The sequence below is a fragment of the Flagellimonas marinaquae genome, assembly GCF_023716465.1.
Lineage (GTDB): Bacteria > Bacteroidota > Bacteroidia > Flavobacteriales > Flavobacteriaceae > Flagellimonas > Flagellimonas alginolytica.
Map to the genome: position 1 here is coordinate 1,516,088 of NZ_CP092415.1, position 17,393 is coordinate 1,533,480.

Annotated in this window: 16 protein-coding genes and 1 tRNA gene; 11 read left to right on the plus strand and 6 right to left on the minus strand. The window is 39.3% G+C overall.

The features are described 5' to 3' along the window. Nucleotides 1-23 precede the first annotated feature (23 nt). The 8 genes from MJO53_RS06860 to MJO53_RS06895 all read left to right on the plus strand — a co-directional run bounded on the left by MJO53_RS06860 (nucleotide 24) and on the right by MJO53_RS06895 (nucleotide 9,800). The gene (locus MJO53_RS06860) at nucleotides 24-1,673 is read left to right on the plus strand and encodes a S8 family peptidase (protein ID WP_252080985.1); all 1,650 of its coding nucleotides are present in this window, start codon (nucleotides 24-26) and stop codon (nucleotides 1,671-1,673) included. A gap of 3 nt (nucleotides 1,674-1,676) precedes the next feature. Further along, nucleotides 1,677-3,530 (plus strand): M1 family metallopeptidase, encoded by a 1,854-nt coding sequence (locus MJO53_RS06865; protein ID WP_252080986.1) that lies wholly within the window; start codon nucleotides 1,677-1,679, stop codon nucleotides 3,528-3,530. A 176-nt stretch (nucleotides 3,531-3,706) separates the two neighbouring features. Further along, entirely contained in the window at nucleotides 3,707-4,093 is a 387-nt protein-coding gene (rnpA, locus tag MJO53_RS06870; RefSeq protein ID WP_224835994.1) for a ribonuclease P protein component, read from the plus strand. After that, nucleotides 4,077-5,702 carry a S41 family peptidase gene (locus MJO53_RS06875; protein WP_252080987.1) on the plus strand — a complete coding sequence of 542 codons (1,626 nt, stop codon included), beginning with the start codon at nucleotides 4,077-4,079 and terminating at the stop codon, nucleotides 5,700-5,702. The genes rnpA and MJO53_RS06875 overlap by 17 nt, the downstream gene beginning before the upstream one ends. A 111-nt stretch (nucleotides 5,703-5,813) precedes the next feature. Further along, nucleotides 5,814-6,770: a hypothetical protein gene (locus tag MJO53_RS06880; protein ID WP_252080988.1), complete on the plus strand. Its 957-nt coding sequence runs from the start codon at nucleotides 5,814-5,816 to the stop codon at nucleotides 6,768-6,770. A 48-nt stretch (nucleotides 6,771-6,818) separates the two neighbouring features. Beyond that, on the plus strand, nucleotides 6,819-7,622 hold the full coding sequence (locus tag MJO53_RS06885; RefSeq protein WP_252080989.1) for a DUF2157 domain-containing protein: 804 nt from the start codon (nucleotides 6,819-6,821) through the stop codon (nucleotides 7,620-7,622). Nucleotides 7,623-7,966: 344 nt separating this feature from the next. Continuing rightward, on the plus strand, nucleotides 7,967-9,214 hold the full coding sequence (gene dcm, locus MJO53_RS06890; protein ID WP_224835990.1) for a DNA (cytosine-5-)-methyltransferase: 1,248 nt from the start codon (nucleotides 7,967-7,969) through the stop codon (nucleotides 9,212-9,214). Then, nucleotides 9,192-9,800, plus strand: a complete 609-nt coding sequence (locus tag MJO53_RS06895; RefSeq protein ID WP_252080990.1) for a hypothetical protein — start codon at nucleotides 9,192-9,194, stop codon at nucleotides 9,798-9,800. The genes dcm and MJO53_RS06895 overlap by 23 nt, the downstream gene beginning before the upstream one ends. Before the next feature lie 103 nt (nucleotides 9,801-9,903). Here the strand turns inward: MJO53_RS06895 and MJO53_RS06900 are convergent, their stop codons facing one another. The 3 genes from MJO53_RS06900 to MJO53_RS06910 are packed head-to-tail and all read right to left on the minus strand — an operon-like array spanning nucleotide 9,904 to nucleotide 11,695. After that, complete coding sequence (locus MJO53_RS06900; protein ID WP_252080991.1) at nucleotides 9,904-10,344, minus strand: GNAT family N-acetyltransferase; 441 nt, start codon at nucleotides 10,342-10,344, stop codon at nucleotides 9,904-9,906. Beyond that, complete coding sequence (locus MJO53_RS06905) at nucleotides 10,344-11,258, minus strand: cation diffusion facilitator family transporter (RefSeq protein ID WP_252080992.1); 915 nt, start codon at nucleotides 11,256-11,258, stop codon at nucleotides 10,344-10,346. The genes MJO53_RS06900 and MJO53_RS06905 overlap by 1 nt, the downstream gene beginning before the upstream one ends. Before the next feature lie 5 nt (nucleotides 11,259-11,263). Then, nucleotides 11,264-11,695, minus strand: a complete 432-nt coding sequence (locus MJO53_RS06910; protein WP_224835986.1) for an RpiB/LacA/LacB family sugar-phosphate isomerase — start codon at nucleotides 11,693-11,695, stop codon at nucleotides 11,264-11,266. Nucleotides 11,696-12,287: 592 nt separating this feature from the next. Between MJO53_RS06910 and rnr the strand changes: the two genes are divergently transcribed. The 3 genes from rnr to MJO53_RS06925 are packed head-to-tail and all read left to right on the plus strand — an operon-like array spanning nucleotide 12,288 to nucleotide 15,863. After that, nucleotides 12,288-14,471, plus strand: coding sequence for a ribonuclease R (gene rnr, locus MJO53_RS06915; protein ID WP_252080993.1), 2,184 nt, complete (start codon nucleotides 12,288-12,290; stop codon nucleotides 14,469-14,471). Between the two features lie 52 nt (nucleotides 14,472-14,523). Then, nucleotides 14,524-15,204, plus strand: coding sequence for a head GIN domain-containing protein (locus tag MJO53_RS06920; RefSeq protein WP_252080994.1), 681 nt, complete (start codon nucleotides 14,524-14,526; stop codon nucleotides 15,202-15,204). Between the two features lie 2 nt (nucleotides 15,205-15,206). Continuing rightward, a complete protein-coding gene (locus MJO53_RS06925; RefSeq protein WP_252080995.1) occupies nucleotides 15,207-15,863 on the plus strand; it encodes a LysE family translocator in 657 nt (218 codons plus the stop codon). Between the two features lie 30 nt (nucleotides 15,864-15,893). Here MJO53_RS06925 and MJO53_RS06930 read toward each other — a convergent pair. The 3 genes from MJO53_RS06930 to MJO53_RS06940 all read right to left on the minus strand — a co-directional run bounded on the left by MJO53_RS06930 (nucleotide 15,894) and on the right by MJO53_RS06940 (nucleotide 17,376). Further along, a tRNA-Cys gene (locus MJO53_RS06930) sits at nucleotides 15,894-15,964 on the minus strand. Between the two features lie 48 nt (nucleotides 15,965-16,012). Beyond that, a complete protein-coding gene (gene folB, locus MJO53_RS06935) occupies nucleotides 16,013-16,372 on the minus strand; it encodes a dihydroneopterin aldolase (protein ID WP_252080996.1) in 360 nt (119 codons plus the stop codon). Between the two features lie 44 nt (nucleotides 16,373-16,416). Further along, on the minus strand, nucleotides 16,417-17,376 hold the full coding sequence (locus tag MJO53_RS06940) for a type IX secretion system membrane protein PorP/SprF (protein WP_224835981.1): 960 nt from the start codon (nucleotides 17,374-17,376) through the stop codon (nucleotides 16,417-16,419). Nucleotides 17,377-17,393: the final 17 nt, after the last annotated feature.

Sequence of the window (17,393 nt, forward strand, 5' to 3'; positions counted from 1 at the left end):
CACTCACATAATAAAATAATTCTATGAAATATACATATCGCAAACTATCGTTCTTTGCCTTGGGCGCATCTCTTTTTTTTATGGGATGTGGTTCCACCACATTGGTATCGACCCCTGTTGAAAATATCGATGCCGTACCTTTAAAAGTTTCCGAACTTACAGATGCGGAGAAAAAAAATTGGGGTCACTTGGACCTTATCGCGGATACCATTCCCGGAATGAGTGTGGACAAGGCCTACAGAGAAATCATTAAAAACAGAAAGGGAAAAACAGTTGTAGTTGCCGTTCTCGATTCTGGAATGGACCTAGATCACGAAGACCTTAAGCCCGTGCTTTGGACGAACAAGGGCGAAATTCCCAATAATGGTAAAGATGATGACGGTAACGGATACGTGGACGATGTGCACGGCTATAACTTTTTGGGCAAGTCGTACAACGAACAACTGGAATATGTTAGAATGCTCCGTTTAAACATAGGCGATGCCTCCGATAGGGCTGCCGCAAGGTTAAAATTGGATAAAGAATATCCCGAAGCATTGCAGAACAAGCAACAGTACGAGCAAATTTTCCAAGTGGTAAAAGGAGCCGATGAAGTTGTAAAAAAGGAATTGGGCAAGGACTCCTACACCAAAGAAGATTTACTATCGATTGAGGCAAAGACCCCTCAAATGGAACAAACCATTGCTGTTTTAACACAAATGTTCACCTACGGCGACAGTATTGAAAAAGTATTGTCTGAACTGGAGGAAGGTATTACCTACTTTACGGAACAAGTAAACTACAACCTTAACAAAGATTTTAATGGCCGAACTCCCGTAGGGGACGACCCATACGACATCACAGATATTGTATACGGAAATGGCAACCCAAATAATATGGTGGAAACCGAGAGCCATGGAACGCATGTGGCGGGAATTATAGCTGCCCAAAGGGACAATGGTATCGGAATAAACGGTGTTGCAAAGAATGTCGAAATTATGAGTATCAGAGCCGTACCCAACGGGGATGAGTATGATAAAGATATTGCAATGGGCATACGATATGCCGTGGACAATGGGGCGTCCATTATCAACTGTAGTTTCGGAAAATCTTTCTCGCCAAAGGCCGAGTGGGTCTACGACGCCATAAAATACGCAGAGTCCAAAGATGTTTTGATCGTACATGCCGCCGGCAACGATGGCTTGGACCTACAACTGCCAGAAAACAAAAACTTCCCGAACGATCACAAGTTTGAAAATATGGAGTTTGTGGACAACTTAATTACTGTAGGTGCCCTAACGAGCAGCTATGGGTCGGAAATGGTGGCATCATTTTCCAACTATGGAAGTCAAAACGTGGACATTTTTGCTCCAGGAGCAAAAATTTATTCCACCATGCCCAACAATACTTACGAATTTCAAGGGGGGACCTCAATGGCCGCTCCGGCTGTTGCGGGCATTGCAGCGCTGATCCGTTCTTTTCATCCAGATCTTACCGCGGCACAAGTAAAGAGCATCATCATGCAATCGGGTCTACAAACAAAAACTTCCGTTATTGTGGCCGGCGATGAGAGCAAAGCCATGTCTTTTGATAAAATTTCCAAGTCCGGCAAAATGGCAAATGCCTATAATGCCTTAATTTTAGCAAATAACATTTCAAACGGTAAAATGACCCTAGAAAGCAATTCCAAATAACATATGAAGCGTTTAAAATCATTCCTTTTTTCAGCCTTTTTAGGAGCTAGTTTCTTCCTAAGTGCACAAAATTCAAGTAGCTGGCAACAGCATGTGGACTACACCATGGATGTGCAAATGGACGTAAAGACCTATCGATACACTGGCACCCAGAAATTGGTCTACACCAACAACTCACCAGATGAATTGAGTCGCGTTTACTATCACTTATTTTTCAATGCCTTTCAACCGGGCAGTGAAATGGACATTAGGCTCCAAAACATTAAAGATCCGGACAAAAGAATGATGGAGGGCGACAAAAGCAGAATTGCTTCGCTTTCTGAAGACGAAATAGGGTATTTGCACGCCAAAACATTAACCCAAGATGGGCAGCCCGTTGATTTTACCGAAGAAGGGACCATTCTAGTGGTGGATTTGGCCAAACCGATTCCTTCTGGGGGCAAAACTACGTTAGAAATGACTTTTGATGGCCAAGTGCCGTTACAAATCAGACGTTCTGGAAGAAACAGCAAGGAAGGTGTTGCCCTTTCCATGAGCCAATGGTACCCAAAACTTTCTGAATACGATTTTGAAGGATGGCACGCAAACCCATATATAGCTCGCGAGTTCCACGGTGTATGGGGCGATTATGATGTAAAAATCACATTGGACAAAGAATACACGATTGGAGGTACCGGATATCTCCAAAATCCGAATGAAATAGGGCATGGTTACGAAACCCCGGGCACAAAGGTAAAAACCAAAGGAAAAACGCTAACTTGGCATTTTAAAGCCCCTATGGTACACGATTTTATGTGGGGAGCGGACCCTGATTATATTCACGATGTATACCAGATGGAAAATGGGCCCACGCTCCATTTCTTTTACAAGGACAAGCCCGAACTCCAAGAAAACTGGAAAAACCTTCAGCCCAAAACGGCAGAAGCCATGACTTTTTTCAGTAACAACATAGGAAAATACCCATACGATCAATATTCTGTTGTGCAAGGTGGAGATGGGGGTATGGAATATGCCATGAGTACCTTGATCACCGGTGAACGTGAATTTGGAAGTTTGGTCGGTGTTATGGTCCACGAAATGGCACACTCTTGGTTCCAGCACGTACTGGCCACCAACGAATCCAAACACGAATGGATGGATGAAGGGTTTACATCTTTCATTAGTAGTCTGTGCATGAACCAAATTATGGAACAGAACAAGCAAAATCCATTCGAAGGATCGTACCGAGGGTATTATGCCTTGGTAAACTCTGGTTTGGAAATGCCCCAAGCTACTCACGCCGATCGGTACACCACCAATTTTGCCTATGGCATTTCTGCCTATAGCAAAGGTTCTATTTTCTTGTCCCAGTTAGGTTACATAATCGGTCAGGATAAATTAATGGAGACCATAAAAAAGTATTTCGATGATTTCAAGTTCAAACATCCTGTTCCCAACGATATTAAAAGGACTGCCGAAAAGGTATCTGGAATGGAGCTTGGTTGGTATTTGACCGATTGGACACAAACAACCAACACCATCGACTACGGCATTAAAAGTGTCGAGGCGGATGGCGAAAAAACCAAGATAACCATGGAACGTATTGGCGAAATGGCCATGCCACTGGATATTTTGGTGGTAAACACGGACGGAACACAGGAAACCTTTTATGTTCCAATTCGAATGATGTATGGAGAAAAGGAAAATCCTTATCCCAACCTAAAGCGCACCGTTTTGGAAGATTGGCCTTGGGCATACCCTACCTACGAATTTACTGTGGAAATGCCACTGGAAAAGGTACAGGCCATAATGATCGACCCATCACAGTTAATGGCAGATGTCGATGGAGAAAACAATGTATACCAAGTAGAGGAATAGTCTCAATTTAGTAAACACAAATTTTAAGGGCGGCCAATTGTGTCGCCCTTTCTTGTTCTATATCGGACTTATTTGAGTAATTTGTCTTTAATAATGGAGCTGTCCGAACAATGTTAGAAAAAAACACCCATCCAACCACTACAGGGACCCAAAAGAATTTAAACAAAAGATCTTCAATGGATTTCTCTTTCCCAAAAAAAGAAAAGCTTACCAATAAAAAAGTGTTCGAAACTCTTTTTACAGAGGGGAAGGCCCTGCGTGAATTCCCATTACAACTAATTTACGTTAAGACTGCTCCCAATGGCGAGGTTCCCATAAAGGTTGCCGTGGTCGCCCCTAAAAAAAAGTTTAAGACCGCTGTGCAGCGCAATCGGATAAAACGCTTGTTGCGAGAAGCCTATCGGCTCAACAAGCCCATCATTTTTAACAACATTGAGGGAAACTTTGCGTTCATATTTTTATACCTTGGCAAGAAGACCCCAAACTTTAAAGAGGTAGATCTAGCCATGAAAAAGTTGTTGGAGTCATTTTTAAATAAAGAGTTCCATGAAAAGATTGATTAAAAAGCAGGTGTTTGTTCCCGTTTTGGCTGTGGCAATTTTTGTTGGGGCCAGCAGTTTTAAGAGCGACTTTTTTGAGATTGCAAAGCAGATAGAAATATTCACCACATTGTTCAAAGAACTCAACATGAACTATGTGGACGAGACCAATCCGGCAGAATTGATGGACTCGGCCATAAAAAACATGCTGGGCGAACTTGATCCCTACACCCAATTTTTAAATGAGCAGGATGTTGAATCCTACAAAATCAATAATTCTGGAGAATATTCCGGCATAGGTGCGCTCGTGCGCTCGTACGAAAGTAAATTGGTGGTTGTGGAACCTTATGAAGGATATGCGGCCGACAAAGCCGGTTTAAAGGCCGGTGACGAAATTATTAAAATAGGTGAAACATTGGTTGCCGATTTCGACGACAATGCGGGAGAACTATTAAAAGGAGCGAACAATTCCACGGTAGAGGTAACTTTTGTGAGACAGGGAGAAACCAAAACCACTTCCATTACCCGGGAAGGTGTTGAGGTCGATGCCGTTCCTTTTTATGATATGATCGATGAAAAAACCGGTTATATTGTACTTGCCCGTTTTAATAGAAAGGCATCCAAACAGACACAATTGGCCCTGCAGGACCTTAAAGGTCGAGGCGCCGAGCGTTTGGTTTTGGATTTAAGGGGAAACCCGGGGGGATTGCTCTCCGAAGCCATAAACGTTACGAACTTGTTTGTGCCCAAAGGAGAATTGATCGTTACCACAAAATCAAAAGTAAAAAAGTTCAACCAAGAATATAGGACCAAGAACAAGCCGGAAGATGTAGATATTCCTTTAGTTGTTCTTATAAACGGAAAAAGTGCCTCCGCCAGTGAAATAGTCTCGGGCGGTTTGCAGGATTTGGACCGTGCCGTAATCTTGGGGGCCAGAAGCTTTGGGAAAGGTTTGGTTCAACGTCCGCTAAAACTCACCTATGGAACACAGTTAAAGGTTACCATATCCAGGTATTATACCCCTTCCGGAAGATGTATCCAGTCTTTGGATTATTGGAACCGGGATGCTGAAGGAAATGCAGTTCGAAACACCAAGTTTAATGAGTTCACCACAAAAAACGGCCGAAAAGTTTGGGACGGTGGCGGTGTTATGCCCGATGTAACCATTGAATCGTTAAAAACCAATTCCCTTATCGATGCTCTGGAGGCGAACAATATTATTTTTGATTTTGCAACGAACTATTTCTACGAACATAATTTCGATGATGTTAGCGATTTCTCATTTTCGGAAAGTGATTATATGGCTTTCAAATCCTATGTAAAAGAACAGAACTTTACTTTTCAGACAAAAACGGAAAAGCTTTTAGAAGAGTCTATCAACGCCGACGATTCGCTTTTAGGGCAAGATGTACAGGAAAAATACAAAGACCTCTTATTGGCCGTAAACCGGGGCAAGATCACCGCGTTGGACAGCTATAAAAAAGAAATTCAGAAAAACCTGGAAGACGAGATCATCACCCGATACTTTTATCGCAACGGTCTCTATAAATATTATTTAAACCACGACGATGCCATTTTAACTGCCAAAGAACTATTGGCCAACAACAGTAAATACAATGGTATTTTACAATAAAATTTGGTAGCCAACAACCCATATTGGGTATCTGTCAACTCATAAGGGTCAACCGTCAATTGTTTGGGTCAGGGTAGGTTTTTAGATACTACCTTAAGCCAAAAACTGTAAATGACCTACACAATACTTACCCTGGCCTTGGTTGGCATAATCTTGCTTTTTTGGCTTTATCATTTAATGAAATATTGTTTCTGTAGGTATTTCTGTATTTACAGAAATCAAAAGAACGGTTCTATTGTAAAAAGGCAAGCTACCATCTTATCTGTTACAACCCTTAAATTGGGCAAAAAACCATTGTTGGAGCTCCTGTTGTTATTTAACAATCTTTCTGGATATCCCATACATAGAAAAATAAGAGTGTGGGACAGTAAGCCCTACCTAAATCGCTTTGAGGTGGACAAGACCATTCCTATTGGTATTAATCTGGCGAAAAAACCGAAAGACCCTGTTTTTTTATCATTGAACGAAAGTCGTATATCGTTCACTTTTGTGCTTATTTGTAGTATAAAACTCATTGTTTATGTTACAGGTTGTTATCTTTTGATGAGCGAAGCCATTAACAAGGTTTTTACCTCACCAAACCAATATGAACGTGTGTTCGCCAATTCAGATATTTGGTATTCTGGAGTTTTCGTGTTGGTAATAATTGTTATTGCATATCAATTATTGCGCACAACAGGTCTATTGTCCAATAAAAGTGCGGAAACATCAAAATGGGACCTAATCTATTATGGGCAAACCGTCTCGGCGGAAATAACTTCTTTTAAAGATACTGGAACATTGGTAAACCATAATCCTTTAGTGGAGTTTTTCTACTCTTTTAAAGATGGTTCTGGAAACATCATTAAAGGATCCGATAGAAAAATAGTTGGGAAATTGGAAGTTGGCTCACTATACGGTATGCAAACTATAGATGTAATGTATTTGCCAAAAAATCCTTCTTTATCCAAATTGGCGGAAAACTTAGAGGCCAAGGGCATATCAAAATACTTGTCCTTTATTCTTTTATTGACTATGTTCATTTTCTCGGCCAATGTAATTTATTGGTTTTATAAAATTGTAATTTAACTTCCCTATTCGTGGTATTGGTTATATTACATATTAAAATAGGTTGGAATGGATAAGCCAGACCGTAACGATATTAAACTTGTGGTGCTGCACAGCAATTGGTCCGAACAGGGTGTGGACAGAGCTTTGTCTGATCACGTATATTCCAACAAATACGCTTGGCTGCGTTTTTTAAAGTTACTTGTTCTAACGCTCGGTATTTCGTTTACCGTTGCAGGAATTATCTTCTTTTTTGCCTATAACTGGGATAGTTTAAACAAGTTTTTAAAGCTTGGTGCTGTTCAGTCTCTTGTACTAATATTCACATTTTTAGCATTATTTATAAAACAGAAGGCTTTTATAAAAAAGTCAATATTAACGGGTGCGGCTGTTTTAGTTGGTGTAATGTATGCGGTATTTGGGCAGATATATCAAACAGGAGCAAATGCTTACGACTTTTTCCTTGCCTGGACCATTTTTATCACTATCTGGGTGTTTATATCCAACTTCCCTACATTATGGTTGATCTACGTGTCGCTTTTGAATATTACACTTGTACTTTATGCCAAACAAGGGGTGGAAAATTGGTCAGAATCGGAGGTATTTATCCTTCTATTTCTTTTAAATACTCTAGCGCTCATCTGTTTTTTGTTTTTACCAAGATTCTTAAAAGCAAATTATTATCCCAAGTGGTTCACCAACTTCTTGGCCATAGCAGCTGTAACCGTGGCAACTGCAGGGGTTACGGGTGGAATACTCGAAGATGAACAAGATTATTCCTTTTGGTTATTATTGTTTCTTTTTTTCTGGATTGGGAATTTGGATGGGGTTACTAAAAAAGAATTTGTTCTATATCGCAATAATATGTTTTAGCTGGGTTGTTGTATTTTGTTCGTTCCTACTTAGTGAATCCGATGGAGCAGGGTCTTTTTTTACCGTAGGAGTTATAATTATAGTGGCGGTTACCTTTCTAATCCGATATTTAAAAAATCTTCAGAAGAAATTGACCATCTCCAAATTATGTATTTACCATACGACCCATCAGTTTCACGAATTTCCGAAAATCTGGAAACATTGGAGTTCAATCGATTTCTCAATATCCTGTTTATGATAGTCAGTTTTATTTTTTCGGTGGTGTTCATCTTTTCATTTTATAAAACTGTTTTTCATTCATGAAATTAGAATTAATTAAAAAGGAATAAATCCTATTTTTGGGCATGCAAAAACTAAAGGTATGTGAACTTTTTGCCGGTGTGGGCGGGTTTCGTTTGGGACTAGAAAACACAGGACATTATCAAGTGGTCTGGAGCAACCAATGGGAGCCCTCTACTAAAATGCAGCACGCATCCTTGGTTTACGAAGCCCGTTTTGGAAAGGAAAATCACTCGAATTCCAATATCGAAACGGTACCTACCAAAGATATTCCCGACCACGATATACTAGTGGGCGGATTTCCCTGCCAAGATTATTCCGTGGCCACATCTTTAAAAAACTCCAAAGGTCTTATAGGTAAAAAAGGGGTGCTTTGGTGGTCCATTCATCGTATCCTTTCAGAAAAAAAGAACAAACCAAAATATCTTTTTTTAGAAAATGTGGATCGTTTGTTAAAATCGCCTTCCACTCAACGTGGTCGTGATTTTGCCGTGATGCTGCGCAGTCTATCGGATTTGGGCTATGCGGTGGAATGGCGGGTAATAAATGCGGCCGATTATGGGATGCCACAGCGCCGAAGGCGCGTTTTTTTTCTGGCCTATTTAAAAGGGACCACATTACATTCCAAACTAAGAAAAACCCTGCCAAATAAATGGATTTTGGAAAAAGGTACATTTGCCGAGACTTTTCCCGTGGACCAAAATACGCCAAAACCCGTTTCTTTTGTTTTAAAAGAAAATTTGGTATCCTTATCCGAAACTTTTAACAGTAAAAAAGAACTTTCTCCGTTCTTAAACTCGGGTATTTGCTTAAACGGTAAGGTCACAACCATAAAAACCAGTCCCGATTTTGATGGAACCAAAACGGTTCTTTCCGACATTTTGGAAAATGACTGCATTGCTCCAGAATATTACATTAATGAGTCCGATATGCCCAAGTGGGAATATTTAAAAGGCTCCAAAAAAGAAATACGCAAGACCAAAGCAGGTTTTGAATACAATTACAGCGAGGGCGGTATGGTTTTCCCCGATGCCCTTGATCAACCTTCCAGAACTATTATAACCGGTGAGGGCGGTAAATCCCCATCCCGGTTTAAACACGTGATCCAAACCTCCAAGGGACCACGAAGACTTTTACCAGTTGAATTGGAACGGTTGAACATGTTTCCGGACAATCACACAAAATTGGAGGGTATTTCCGATACCAAACGCGCCTTTTTTATGGGCAACGCCCTGGTGGTCGGGATTGTGGAAAAGATAGGTGCTTCCCTGTTCCGGAAAATAAACGAAGTTGAAAAGCAAATTCAAAGCTGATCTAAAAAAAGAACAAAAATTAACCCCATTATTAGACTCGTATTACCAAGAACACTTGAAGCATTATAGTTTTGAGCGGATTTCCCAGCTTAAAAAACAATTACAGGGCATCGATGTTATCCTAAAGGATAAACGTTCTTCAAAACAGTTTTATGTTGATGAAAAAGCCCAACTGGATTATATTAACGAGAGCTTGCCCACTTTTGCTTTTGAATTGTTTTATCAGAAAAATGGAGTCCAAAAACAGGGTTGGCTCTTCGATGCCGCAAAAAAAACACATTTTTATGCATTGATCACCAGTATCTATTCAGATGAAGAGGATCATTTTACCTCATGTAACATCACCATAGTAAATCGGGAAAAATTAATTCAACACTTAGATGAAGTTGAATTATCGCAAAAGCAACTGGAAAAAATTATTTCCAAAAACCCGATTGTCCATGGTAAATTGAATTTAGAACAACTAAACCCAAAAAGTAAAGGATATTTGTTCTTTTCTACCAAAAACAAGGCAGAAAAGCCGGTGAATCTTATCCTTAAATTAGAGTATTTGATCAAAATTGGTGTAGCGAAAAGGTTGGTTTAAACAGTTTTGTTACTCCAATTTATAAAGAAATCCATTTTTAAGGCAATAAAATCACAGCGTACTTCGACTTCGCTCAGCATCCCTGTGGCAAAACAGTATAAAATTACTCCTTCAACATTCTCCGATGTGGAATCCCATCTTCCAAATATTCTTCACCAGTGACCTTAAATCCCAATTCGGTATAAAATTTTAATAAATAGGATTGTGCGGAAATTTCGATGGGTTGATTCGGAAATCTTTGGTCTATCGCAGCAAGTGAGGCTTGCATAATCTGTTTTCCAAGACCATATTTACGTTGATCTTGGCTTACCACTACCCTACCGATACTTACATTGTTAAAATAATCCCCTGGTTTAAAAATACGCGTGTAGGCAACTATTTCACCATTTTTTGTGCCTATAATATGAAGGGCCTTTTGATCTTTGTTGTCCACATCTTGGTACACACAATCCTGTTCCACTACAAAAACTTCGCTGCGGAGACGTAAAATTTGGTAGAGCTCTTCTGTAGTGAGCTGATCGAACGTTTTTATGGCCACTTCCATTAGTCCTGGACTATTATGCTTTTGGAATCGCACTTATCAAACTCTGGTTGTATATTCACATGGTTAATTCCATGTTTATGGTATACGTGCTCTTCTATCTTTTCCAAAATTTCATCGAACTCCGATAGGCGAATATCTTCTTTAAAATCGATATGTGCTTCCATATGAACTTCTTCTTCATTGAGTTGCCAAATATGGACATGGTGCACATTTTTAACTGGGTCTATAGTACAAATGGATTCCACAATGTCCTGAATCACGACCGATTTTGGGGTAAAAAGCATTAACACTTTTGTGGATTCCTTCAATAGATCGTATCCCATATAAATAAGGTAGATTCCAATGATCATGGTCAATACGGCATCTACCCAATAAATTTCAAAATACTTCATTAATATACCGCCTACCAAAACTGCCACGGAGGCCATCATATCCGTGAGCAAATGCAAATAGGCAGATTTCATGTTCATGTTATGGTCAGAGTCCTTTTTTAGGAGAAGAACACTGAATCCATTGAACATAATAGCTATCAATGCCAACCAAATTACCAGATTGGATTCAATTTGTTGGGGATTTAACAACCTTTCAACGGCTTCTTTCATTAAAATTATGGCCACAACCACTAAGGTTGCCGCGTTTACAAATGCGGCCAAAATCTCTGCTCGCTTATATCCGAACGTTTTTTTTCTACATGCTTGTTTTTTGCCCAACCTTTGAGCAACAAAACTTATGATCAGCGAAAGTACATCGCTAAAATTATGGAGTGCGTCCGACAGCAAAGCCAAACTACCGGAGAGCAAACCCCCTATAACTTGTGCCACCGTTATTCCAATATTAAGGAATATGGAAATAAGCAGATTTCTTCCTTTTAAATCGGAATGGTCATGTGAATGGTGATGGTGGTGATGGCCCATATCACTTATCTACATGGTATTTTTTCTATCCTGCGTTCGTGCCTGCCCCCATCGAATTTGGTGTTTAAAAAAGTATCAACCATTTCCAAGGCCTGCGGTAGAGATATAAAACGTGCCGGTAAGCTCAAGATATTGGCATCGTTGTGTTCCCTTGCCAACTGTGTGATCTCCTTGTTCCAACATAATGCTCCCCTTACGTTCTGGTGTTTGTTAATCGTCATGGTAGCACCATTGCCACTACCACAGAGAACAATACCCATATCTACATTACCATTGGCCACATCGGTGGCTACAGGGTGGGTAAAATCCGGATAATCCACACTATCCGTACCATCGGTACCATAATTGACAACTTCTATACCCTTGGATTTTAATAGGCCAATAATGGCCAATTTATAATCGGTTCCGGCGTGGTCGTTTCCTATCGCAATTTTCATGTTTTTGTATTAAAATAGATGCTAAACAAAGGTACGATATCTTTTAATGGGATGCTGTTTATAAAAATGGGAAGCTTTTTGCATTTAGTTAAAAAACAAACACTTAACAACATCTATATTTTGTTAATTCTTTTAAGAAAAAATATGGTAACGAAATTTTGATTTCTAATAAAATATATCAGTAGTAATAATTATTTAACCTTGACTATAGATTTCATTAAAATTAATCAACGAATATGAAACATTTATGTTAGGTAATTAACATTAAAAACACATTAACTTTTCAATAAATTGATGTTGACAACGGTTATTAAAAACCGTGAATAAAAAATATAAAAGCCTGATTCTTAAATTTCTTGTACGCTGACAAATTGTGAACAAAATATTTTGACTGTTCAAAGCAACTTTTTTCTAAAAATTTTATTCCACATTTCAACAATCTATCATAATCATCATTTTTATAAAATTTAAAAAAGAAGAAAAAATATAATATTGATAATTGTTGATAAAAGCAGATTTGTTTGTGATTACTTTTTCTTTCCTTGTTGGTCACGGATTATAATTTGTATTTTTCAAAAAAATAAGGACGTTAATGTCAAAGAAAAAGAAGAGAGCAAGTAGCCAGCGGAAGAACGAGATAACCAAGGGCATTTTTACCATCCTGGAAAAAGAACCGTCCAAAACCTTTAATTACAAGCAAATAGCTTCTAAATTGGGTATTTCGGATACACAAGATAGAAACCTGTTGATCAAACGATTAGGTCAGTTAAGGGCCAGTGATCGTATTGTTGAGGTGGAAAGGGGCAAATTTCAAATGAAACCTTCTTTGCATACCTATTTTACAGGTAGGGTAGATCTTACTACCAGTGGCAATGCATATATTATCGTAGAAGAATTGGAGGACGATGTATTTGTTCAGAACAATAATTTGAACGGAGCTTTCCATGGTGATACGGTCGAAGTATTTATAAGGCCACGGAAGAAGAGTAAGAAAATGGAAGGTGAAATTTCCAAGATACTCGAAAGGAAAAAAACATCTTATGTTGGCATTGTGGACAAACAAAAAAGATTTGCTTTTGTTCGTCCTACGGATTCCAGAATGTACACCGATATATTTATTCCACCGGAAAAATTGAAAAATGCCAACGATGGTGATAAAGTATTGGTTCTTTTGGGAGACTGGCCCAAAGATGCGGATTCTCCCTACGGTGAAATTATAGAAGTGTTAGGAAGACCTGGGGAACACCATACCGAGATTCATGCCATTTTAGCGGAATATGGCCTTCCCAATGAGTTTCCGTACGAAGTGGAACAGTATGCCAAAACTTTGGATACCAGTATTAAAGAATCCGAAATTGCCAATCGAAGGGATATGCGAGATGTGTTGACCTTTACCATTGATCCCAAGGATGCAAAAGATTTTGACGATGCACTCTCTTTTCAACAGTTGGAAAACGGGAACTATGAAATAGGTATCCACATTGCCGATGTTTCCCACTATGTTAGGCCCGATTCAATTTTGGAAGAAGAAGCGTACAATAGGGCCACTTCGGTGTATTTGGTGGATCGCGTTGTACCCATGTTGCCGGAAGTCTTGTCCAACCAAGCATGTTCCTTACGGCCCAACGAGGAAAAATATACTTTCTCCGCAGTTTTTGAAATGGACAACAATGCGCGATTGGTAAATCAGTGGTTTGGAAGAACCGCCATCAATTCCAATGAAAGATTTGCCTACGAGGAGGCACAGCACATAATTGAAACCGAACAAAGTCAAATTCCAAAGGAAATATCCATCCGTGGAAAAGCCTATGCAGTATCCCAAGATATTGTAAATGCAGTGTTGACATTTGATAGGTTGGCCAAGATTATGCGCAAGGCCCGTATGGATGCCGGAGCGATCTCGTTTGATAAGATCGAAGTGAAATTCCATCTTTCCAAGGACAACGAACCCGTAGGTGTATATTTTAAGGAAGCCAAAGATGCCAACAAACTAATAGAAGAGTTTATGTTGCTCGCCAATAGAAAGGTGGCGGAGTATATAGGTAAGCAGAAAAAAACATTTGTTTACCGTGTGCACGACAAGCCGGACGAGGATAAATTATTGGCCCTTAACGGTGTAATTTCCAGATTTGGACATAGCATTAATCTTAAGGACAGCAAGTCCATTAACCAATCCTTGAATAAGTTGTTGGAGGATGTAAAAGGCCAAAAAGAACAAAATTTAGTGGATACCTTGGCGATTCGCAGTATGAGCAAGGCTATCTATACTACGGAAAACATAGGGCACTACGGATTAGGGTTCGATTACTACACACATTTTACCTCTCCCATTCGAAGATATCCCGATGTAATGGTACATAGATTGCTACAGCATTATCTCGATAAGGAAAAGGCCCCAAATGCCACTTTGTACGAAGAAAAATGTAAACACTCTTCCGACATGGAGCTGTTGGCCGCCAATGCGGAAAGGGATTCCATAAAATACATGCAGATAAAATTTATGGAAAACCACAAGGATCAAGAGTTCTTGGGTGTAATTTCCGGGGTTACCGAATGGGGCATATATGTGGAAATAATTGAAAATAAATGTGAGGGTATGATCCGTATCCGGGACATTAAAGATGATTATTATGTTTTTGATGAACGCCAATATGCCATAATCGGAGAAAGGACCAAACGAATGTACCAATTGGGAGATGAGGTATATGTGATGGTGAAGAGTACCGATCTTGTAAAACGGCATTTGGATTTTTCGTTGTTAGGCAAAAAGAAATAATACTATTTTGGAACAGAATTTGTTATTCTATTGATAACCAAATTTTTATAACATGAGATTATTTGCGATTGTTATTATATTTCTGTCCTTTCAATTTATTGAAGCTCAGGACGCCACCATAACCCAAGACCTACAAAAGTTCACTGAAGTAAAGGGGTTCGATGGAATTTCCATCAACTTGATAAGATCCAACGAAAACAAAGCGGTGATTACAGGTGCCAATACCAAGAATGTCGCCATAGTCAATAATAATGGTGTACTTAAAATTAGGATGGAAATCGTAAAGATCTTTAGTGGTTATAGAACTTATGTAGATCTCTACCACTCCGAGGAATTGGTGGTAATAGATGTTAACGAGGATGCGAGAATTTCGTCCGATGATACTTATATCCAAGATGTATTGGAACTTAAAGCTCAAGAAGGCGGTGAATTGGAAATTAATTGCGAAGTGGACCAATTGTTGATCAAATCCATATCCGGGGGAGAGATCATTGTTGGAGGATTTTCCAACACACAAGATGTGATCATCAACACAGGTGGATCCTATCAAGGAAAATCGTTTAAGACAAAATTTACCACAATAAACGTAAATGCGGGCGGAAATGCCGAAATTTATGCATCGGATTACGTAAAGGCCAATGTAAAGGCCGGAGGCGAAGTACTAGTGTACGGAAATCCAAAAAAAATGGATGAACACACCCTTTTCGGTGGTAAAATAAAAAGAATCAAATAATAATGATTGACGATATCCAAGCAGCGATTCCCTTAGGATTTTTGCTCAGCTTTATGATCGGTCCCGTTTTCTTTGTTTTATTGGAAACCAGTGCCACAAAAGGTTTTAGAGCGGGAGTAAGTCTGGATATTGGGGTTATAGTTGCGGATATTGTTTTTTTAATCATTGCCTACTTCAGTAGTTTCCAATTGTTGGAAAACCTAAGTAACGAGCCGGGACTGTTCGTATTTGGAGGAATGATTCTTTTGGTGTACGGAATTTATCTGTTCGTTAAAAAAGCCAAGAAAAAATCTAATGTAAAAGCTTCCAAGGGTACCTATTTGGGGTTAATTGTAAAAGGATTTTTATTGAATTTCATCAATATCGGTGTTCTAGCATTTTGGCTCGGTTTAATTATTGTTGTAGGACCAAGTTTAGAGAACAATCCAAATCGAATGTTGGTATTTTTTAGTACGGTGATCTTAGTGTATTTCGCGACCGATCTTATAAAAATTATATTGGCCAAACAGTTAAAGCGTTATTTGACCCAAGACCGTATTGTAGTCATAAAAAAAGGATTAGGTATTGTTTTGATCATTTGTGGCATTGTTTTGATCAGCAAAGGATTCCTGCCCAAAGAAAAATTCGATATTAAAGAAGGAATAGAAAAGATCAGTTAAAAAAAACCCAGCACAAAGTACTGGGTTTTGAGGCATCGAGCGGATTCGAACCGCTGTACAAGCTTTTGCAGAGCTCTGCCTAGCCACTCGGCCACGATGCCGATTAAGAGTGCAAATGTACTATTTTTTTTAGCTTACCCAAACGATTATTATTGTCTTTGAGAGTTTAAAATAACGGCCACGCTTTCCACATCTCCACCTATTGGGGGATTAATTTTAGCTACTTCCACTTCTACCTGGGTTACTTGTGGCAATTCCAAAAAGATACGGTCTATAATACGTTTGGCAACGTGTTCCAAAAGGTTGGAACGCACCAACATTTCATCTTTTATAATATTGTTGAGGTGAACGTAATCCACGGTTTCGGTCAATATATCGGAATCTGCCGGTTTGGAAAGGTCGGAGGTTACCTCCAAATCTACACGGTAATCGCTTCCGATCAACATTTCTTCTTTTAAACAACCGTGGTTGGAATGTATTCTAACGTTTTTTAATCTTATTTTTCCCAAAACTGTGATTTAAGAATGGGCAAAAATAGGACAAAACGGTTAAATCAATACATACATCTACAGTTACTGATTCCCTGGAACAGATCCATACCCACGGTGAGGACGTGCGTACCTGTACTATATCCCAAAATTTCGTTGGTAATTACCTGATAGGAATACCCAAAATAGAAGTTACTCTTTTTAAAACCTGCCAAAGGTGCAATATAAAGCGGTTCTCCCAATTGGTCGTTCAAAAAGCGATAGGTAAGTCCTACGTAGTAATAGTCTTCAAAATCGCGAAAACGGAATTTGGCATTTAAATCCGTAACCGAACGTCCATCACTTTCAAACCATTGAAAAAATACGGAAGGTTCTATTTCCAATTTACTGTTTTTACTTTTGGAAAAACTATATCCTGAATACAGGTAATAGTTTCTAAGCTTATTGGGTTCTATCCGTATAATATCTGTATTGAAATTGGATAGATCTTTATTGAGGACGTTTCCGGCATTTGCACTAAAGAAAAATTTATCGTACCGATATAAAAACCCAATATCAAAGTTATGATTTGTTGTGGCTTTATCGTCTGTAGGCAACTGACCATTGTTTTCCTCGAACTGTTCCACATCTATCCTAAATTGGTTAAAATTATAGGACAGACCGAACGAGAGGAAGATATCGTCATAACGGTCCAAGGTCAAATGGTGGGCGAAAGATACCCTTGCACCCCGTTGTCTTGTAAAACCGTTGCTATCGTTGTAAAGCAGCATACCTACCCCCGATCTGTTTCCAATTCTGGCATCGGCTGCCAGTGTTTGGGTATCCGGGGCATCCTCTATGCCCACCCATTGCGTTAAGCCGTTTAAACGAACTTTTATATGGTCGCCGATACCTGCATAGGTAGGGGACATTAAAAAGGGATTGTCGGCTATGTATTGAGATAATTGGGGTACGGTCAACTCCTGTCCCTTGGCACAAAGTGACAAGGAAACCAATAGGATTGTTGAATATACTTTTTTAAGCATGGGGTTAGCAGGTTAAG

What these genes read in the sequence shown, in the direction of transcription:
- MJO53_RS06880 (WP_252080988.1), top strand. Translation starts at nt 5,814, where the DNA reads ATGACCTACACAATACTTACCCTGGCCTTGGTTGGCATAATCTTGCTT.
- rnpA (WP_224835994.1), top strand. Translation starts at nt 3,707, where the DNA reads ATGGATTTCTCTTTCCCAAAAAAAGAAAAGCTTACCAATAAAAAAGTG.
- MJO53_RS06900 (WP_252080991.1), bottom strand. Translation starts at nt 10,344, where the DNA reads ATGGAAGTGGCCATAAAAACGTTCGATCAGCTCACTACAGAAGAGCTC.
- MJO53_RS06865 (WP_252080986.1), top strand. Translation starts at nt 1,677, where the DNA reads ATGAAGCGTTTAAAATCATTCCTTTTTTCAGCCTTTTTAGGAGCTAGT.
- dcm (WP_224835990.1), top strand. Translation starts at nt 7,967, where the DNA reads ATGCAAAAACTAAAGGTATGTGAACTTTTTGCCGGTGTGGGCGGGTTT.
- MJO53_RS06885 (WP_252080989.1), top strand. Translation starts at nt 6,819, where the DNA reads ATGGATAAGCCAGACCGTAACGATATTAAACTTGTGGTGCTGCACAGC.
- MJO53_RS06875 (WP_252080987.1), top strand. Translation starts at nt 4,077, where the DNA reads ATGAAAAGATTGATTAAAAAGCAGGTGTTTGTTCCCGTTTTGGCTGTG.
- MJO53_RS06940 (WP_224835981.1), bottom strand. Translation starts at nt 17,376, where the DNA reads ATGCTTAAAAAAGTATATTCAACAATCCTATTGGTTTCCTTGTCACTT.
- MJO53_RS06860 (WP_252080985.1), top strand. Translation starts at nt 24, where the DNA reads ATGAAATATACATATCGCAAACTATCGTTCTTTGCCTTGGGCGCATCT.
- MJO53_RS06925 (WP_252080995.1), top strand. Translation starts at nt 15,207, where the DNA reads ATGATTGACGATATCCAAGCAGCGATTCCCTTAGGATTTTTGCTCAGC.
- MJO53_RS06920 (WP_252080994.1), top strand. Translation starts at nt 14,524, where the DNA reads ATGAGATTATTTGCGATTGTTATTATATTTCTGTCCTTTCAATTTATT.
- rnr (WP_252080993.1), top strand. Translation starts at nt 12,288, where the DNA reads ATGTCAAAGAAAAAGAAGAGAGCAAGTAGCCAGCGGAAGAACGAGATA.
- MJO53_RS06905 (WP_252080992.1), bottom strand. Translation starts at nt 11,258, where the DNA reads ATGGGCCATCACCACCATCACCATTCACATGACCATTCCGATTTAAAA.
- MJO53_RS06910 (WP_224835986.1), bottom strand. Translation starts at nt 11,695, where the DNA reads ATGAAAATTGCGATAGGAAACGACCACGCCGGAACCGATTATAAATTG.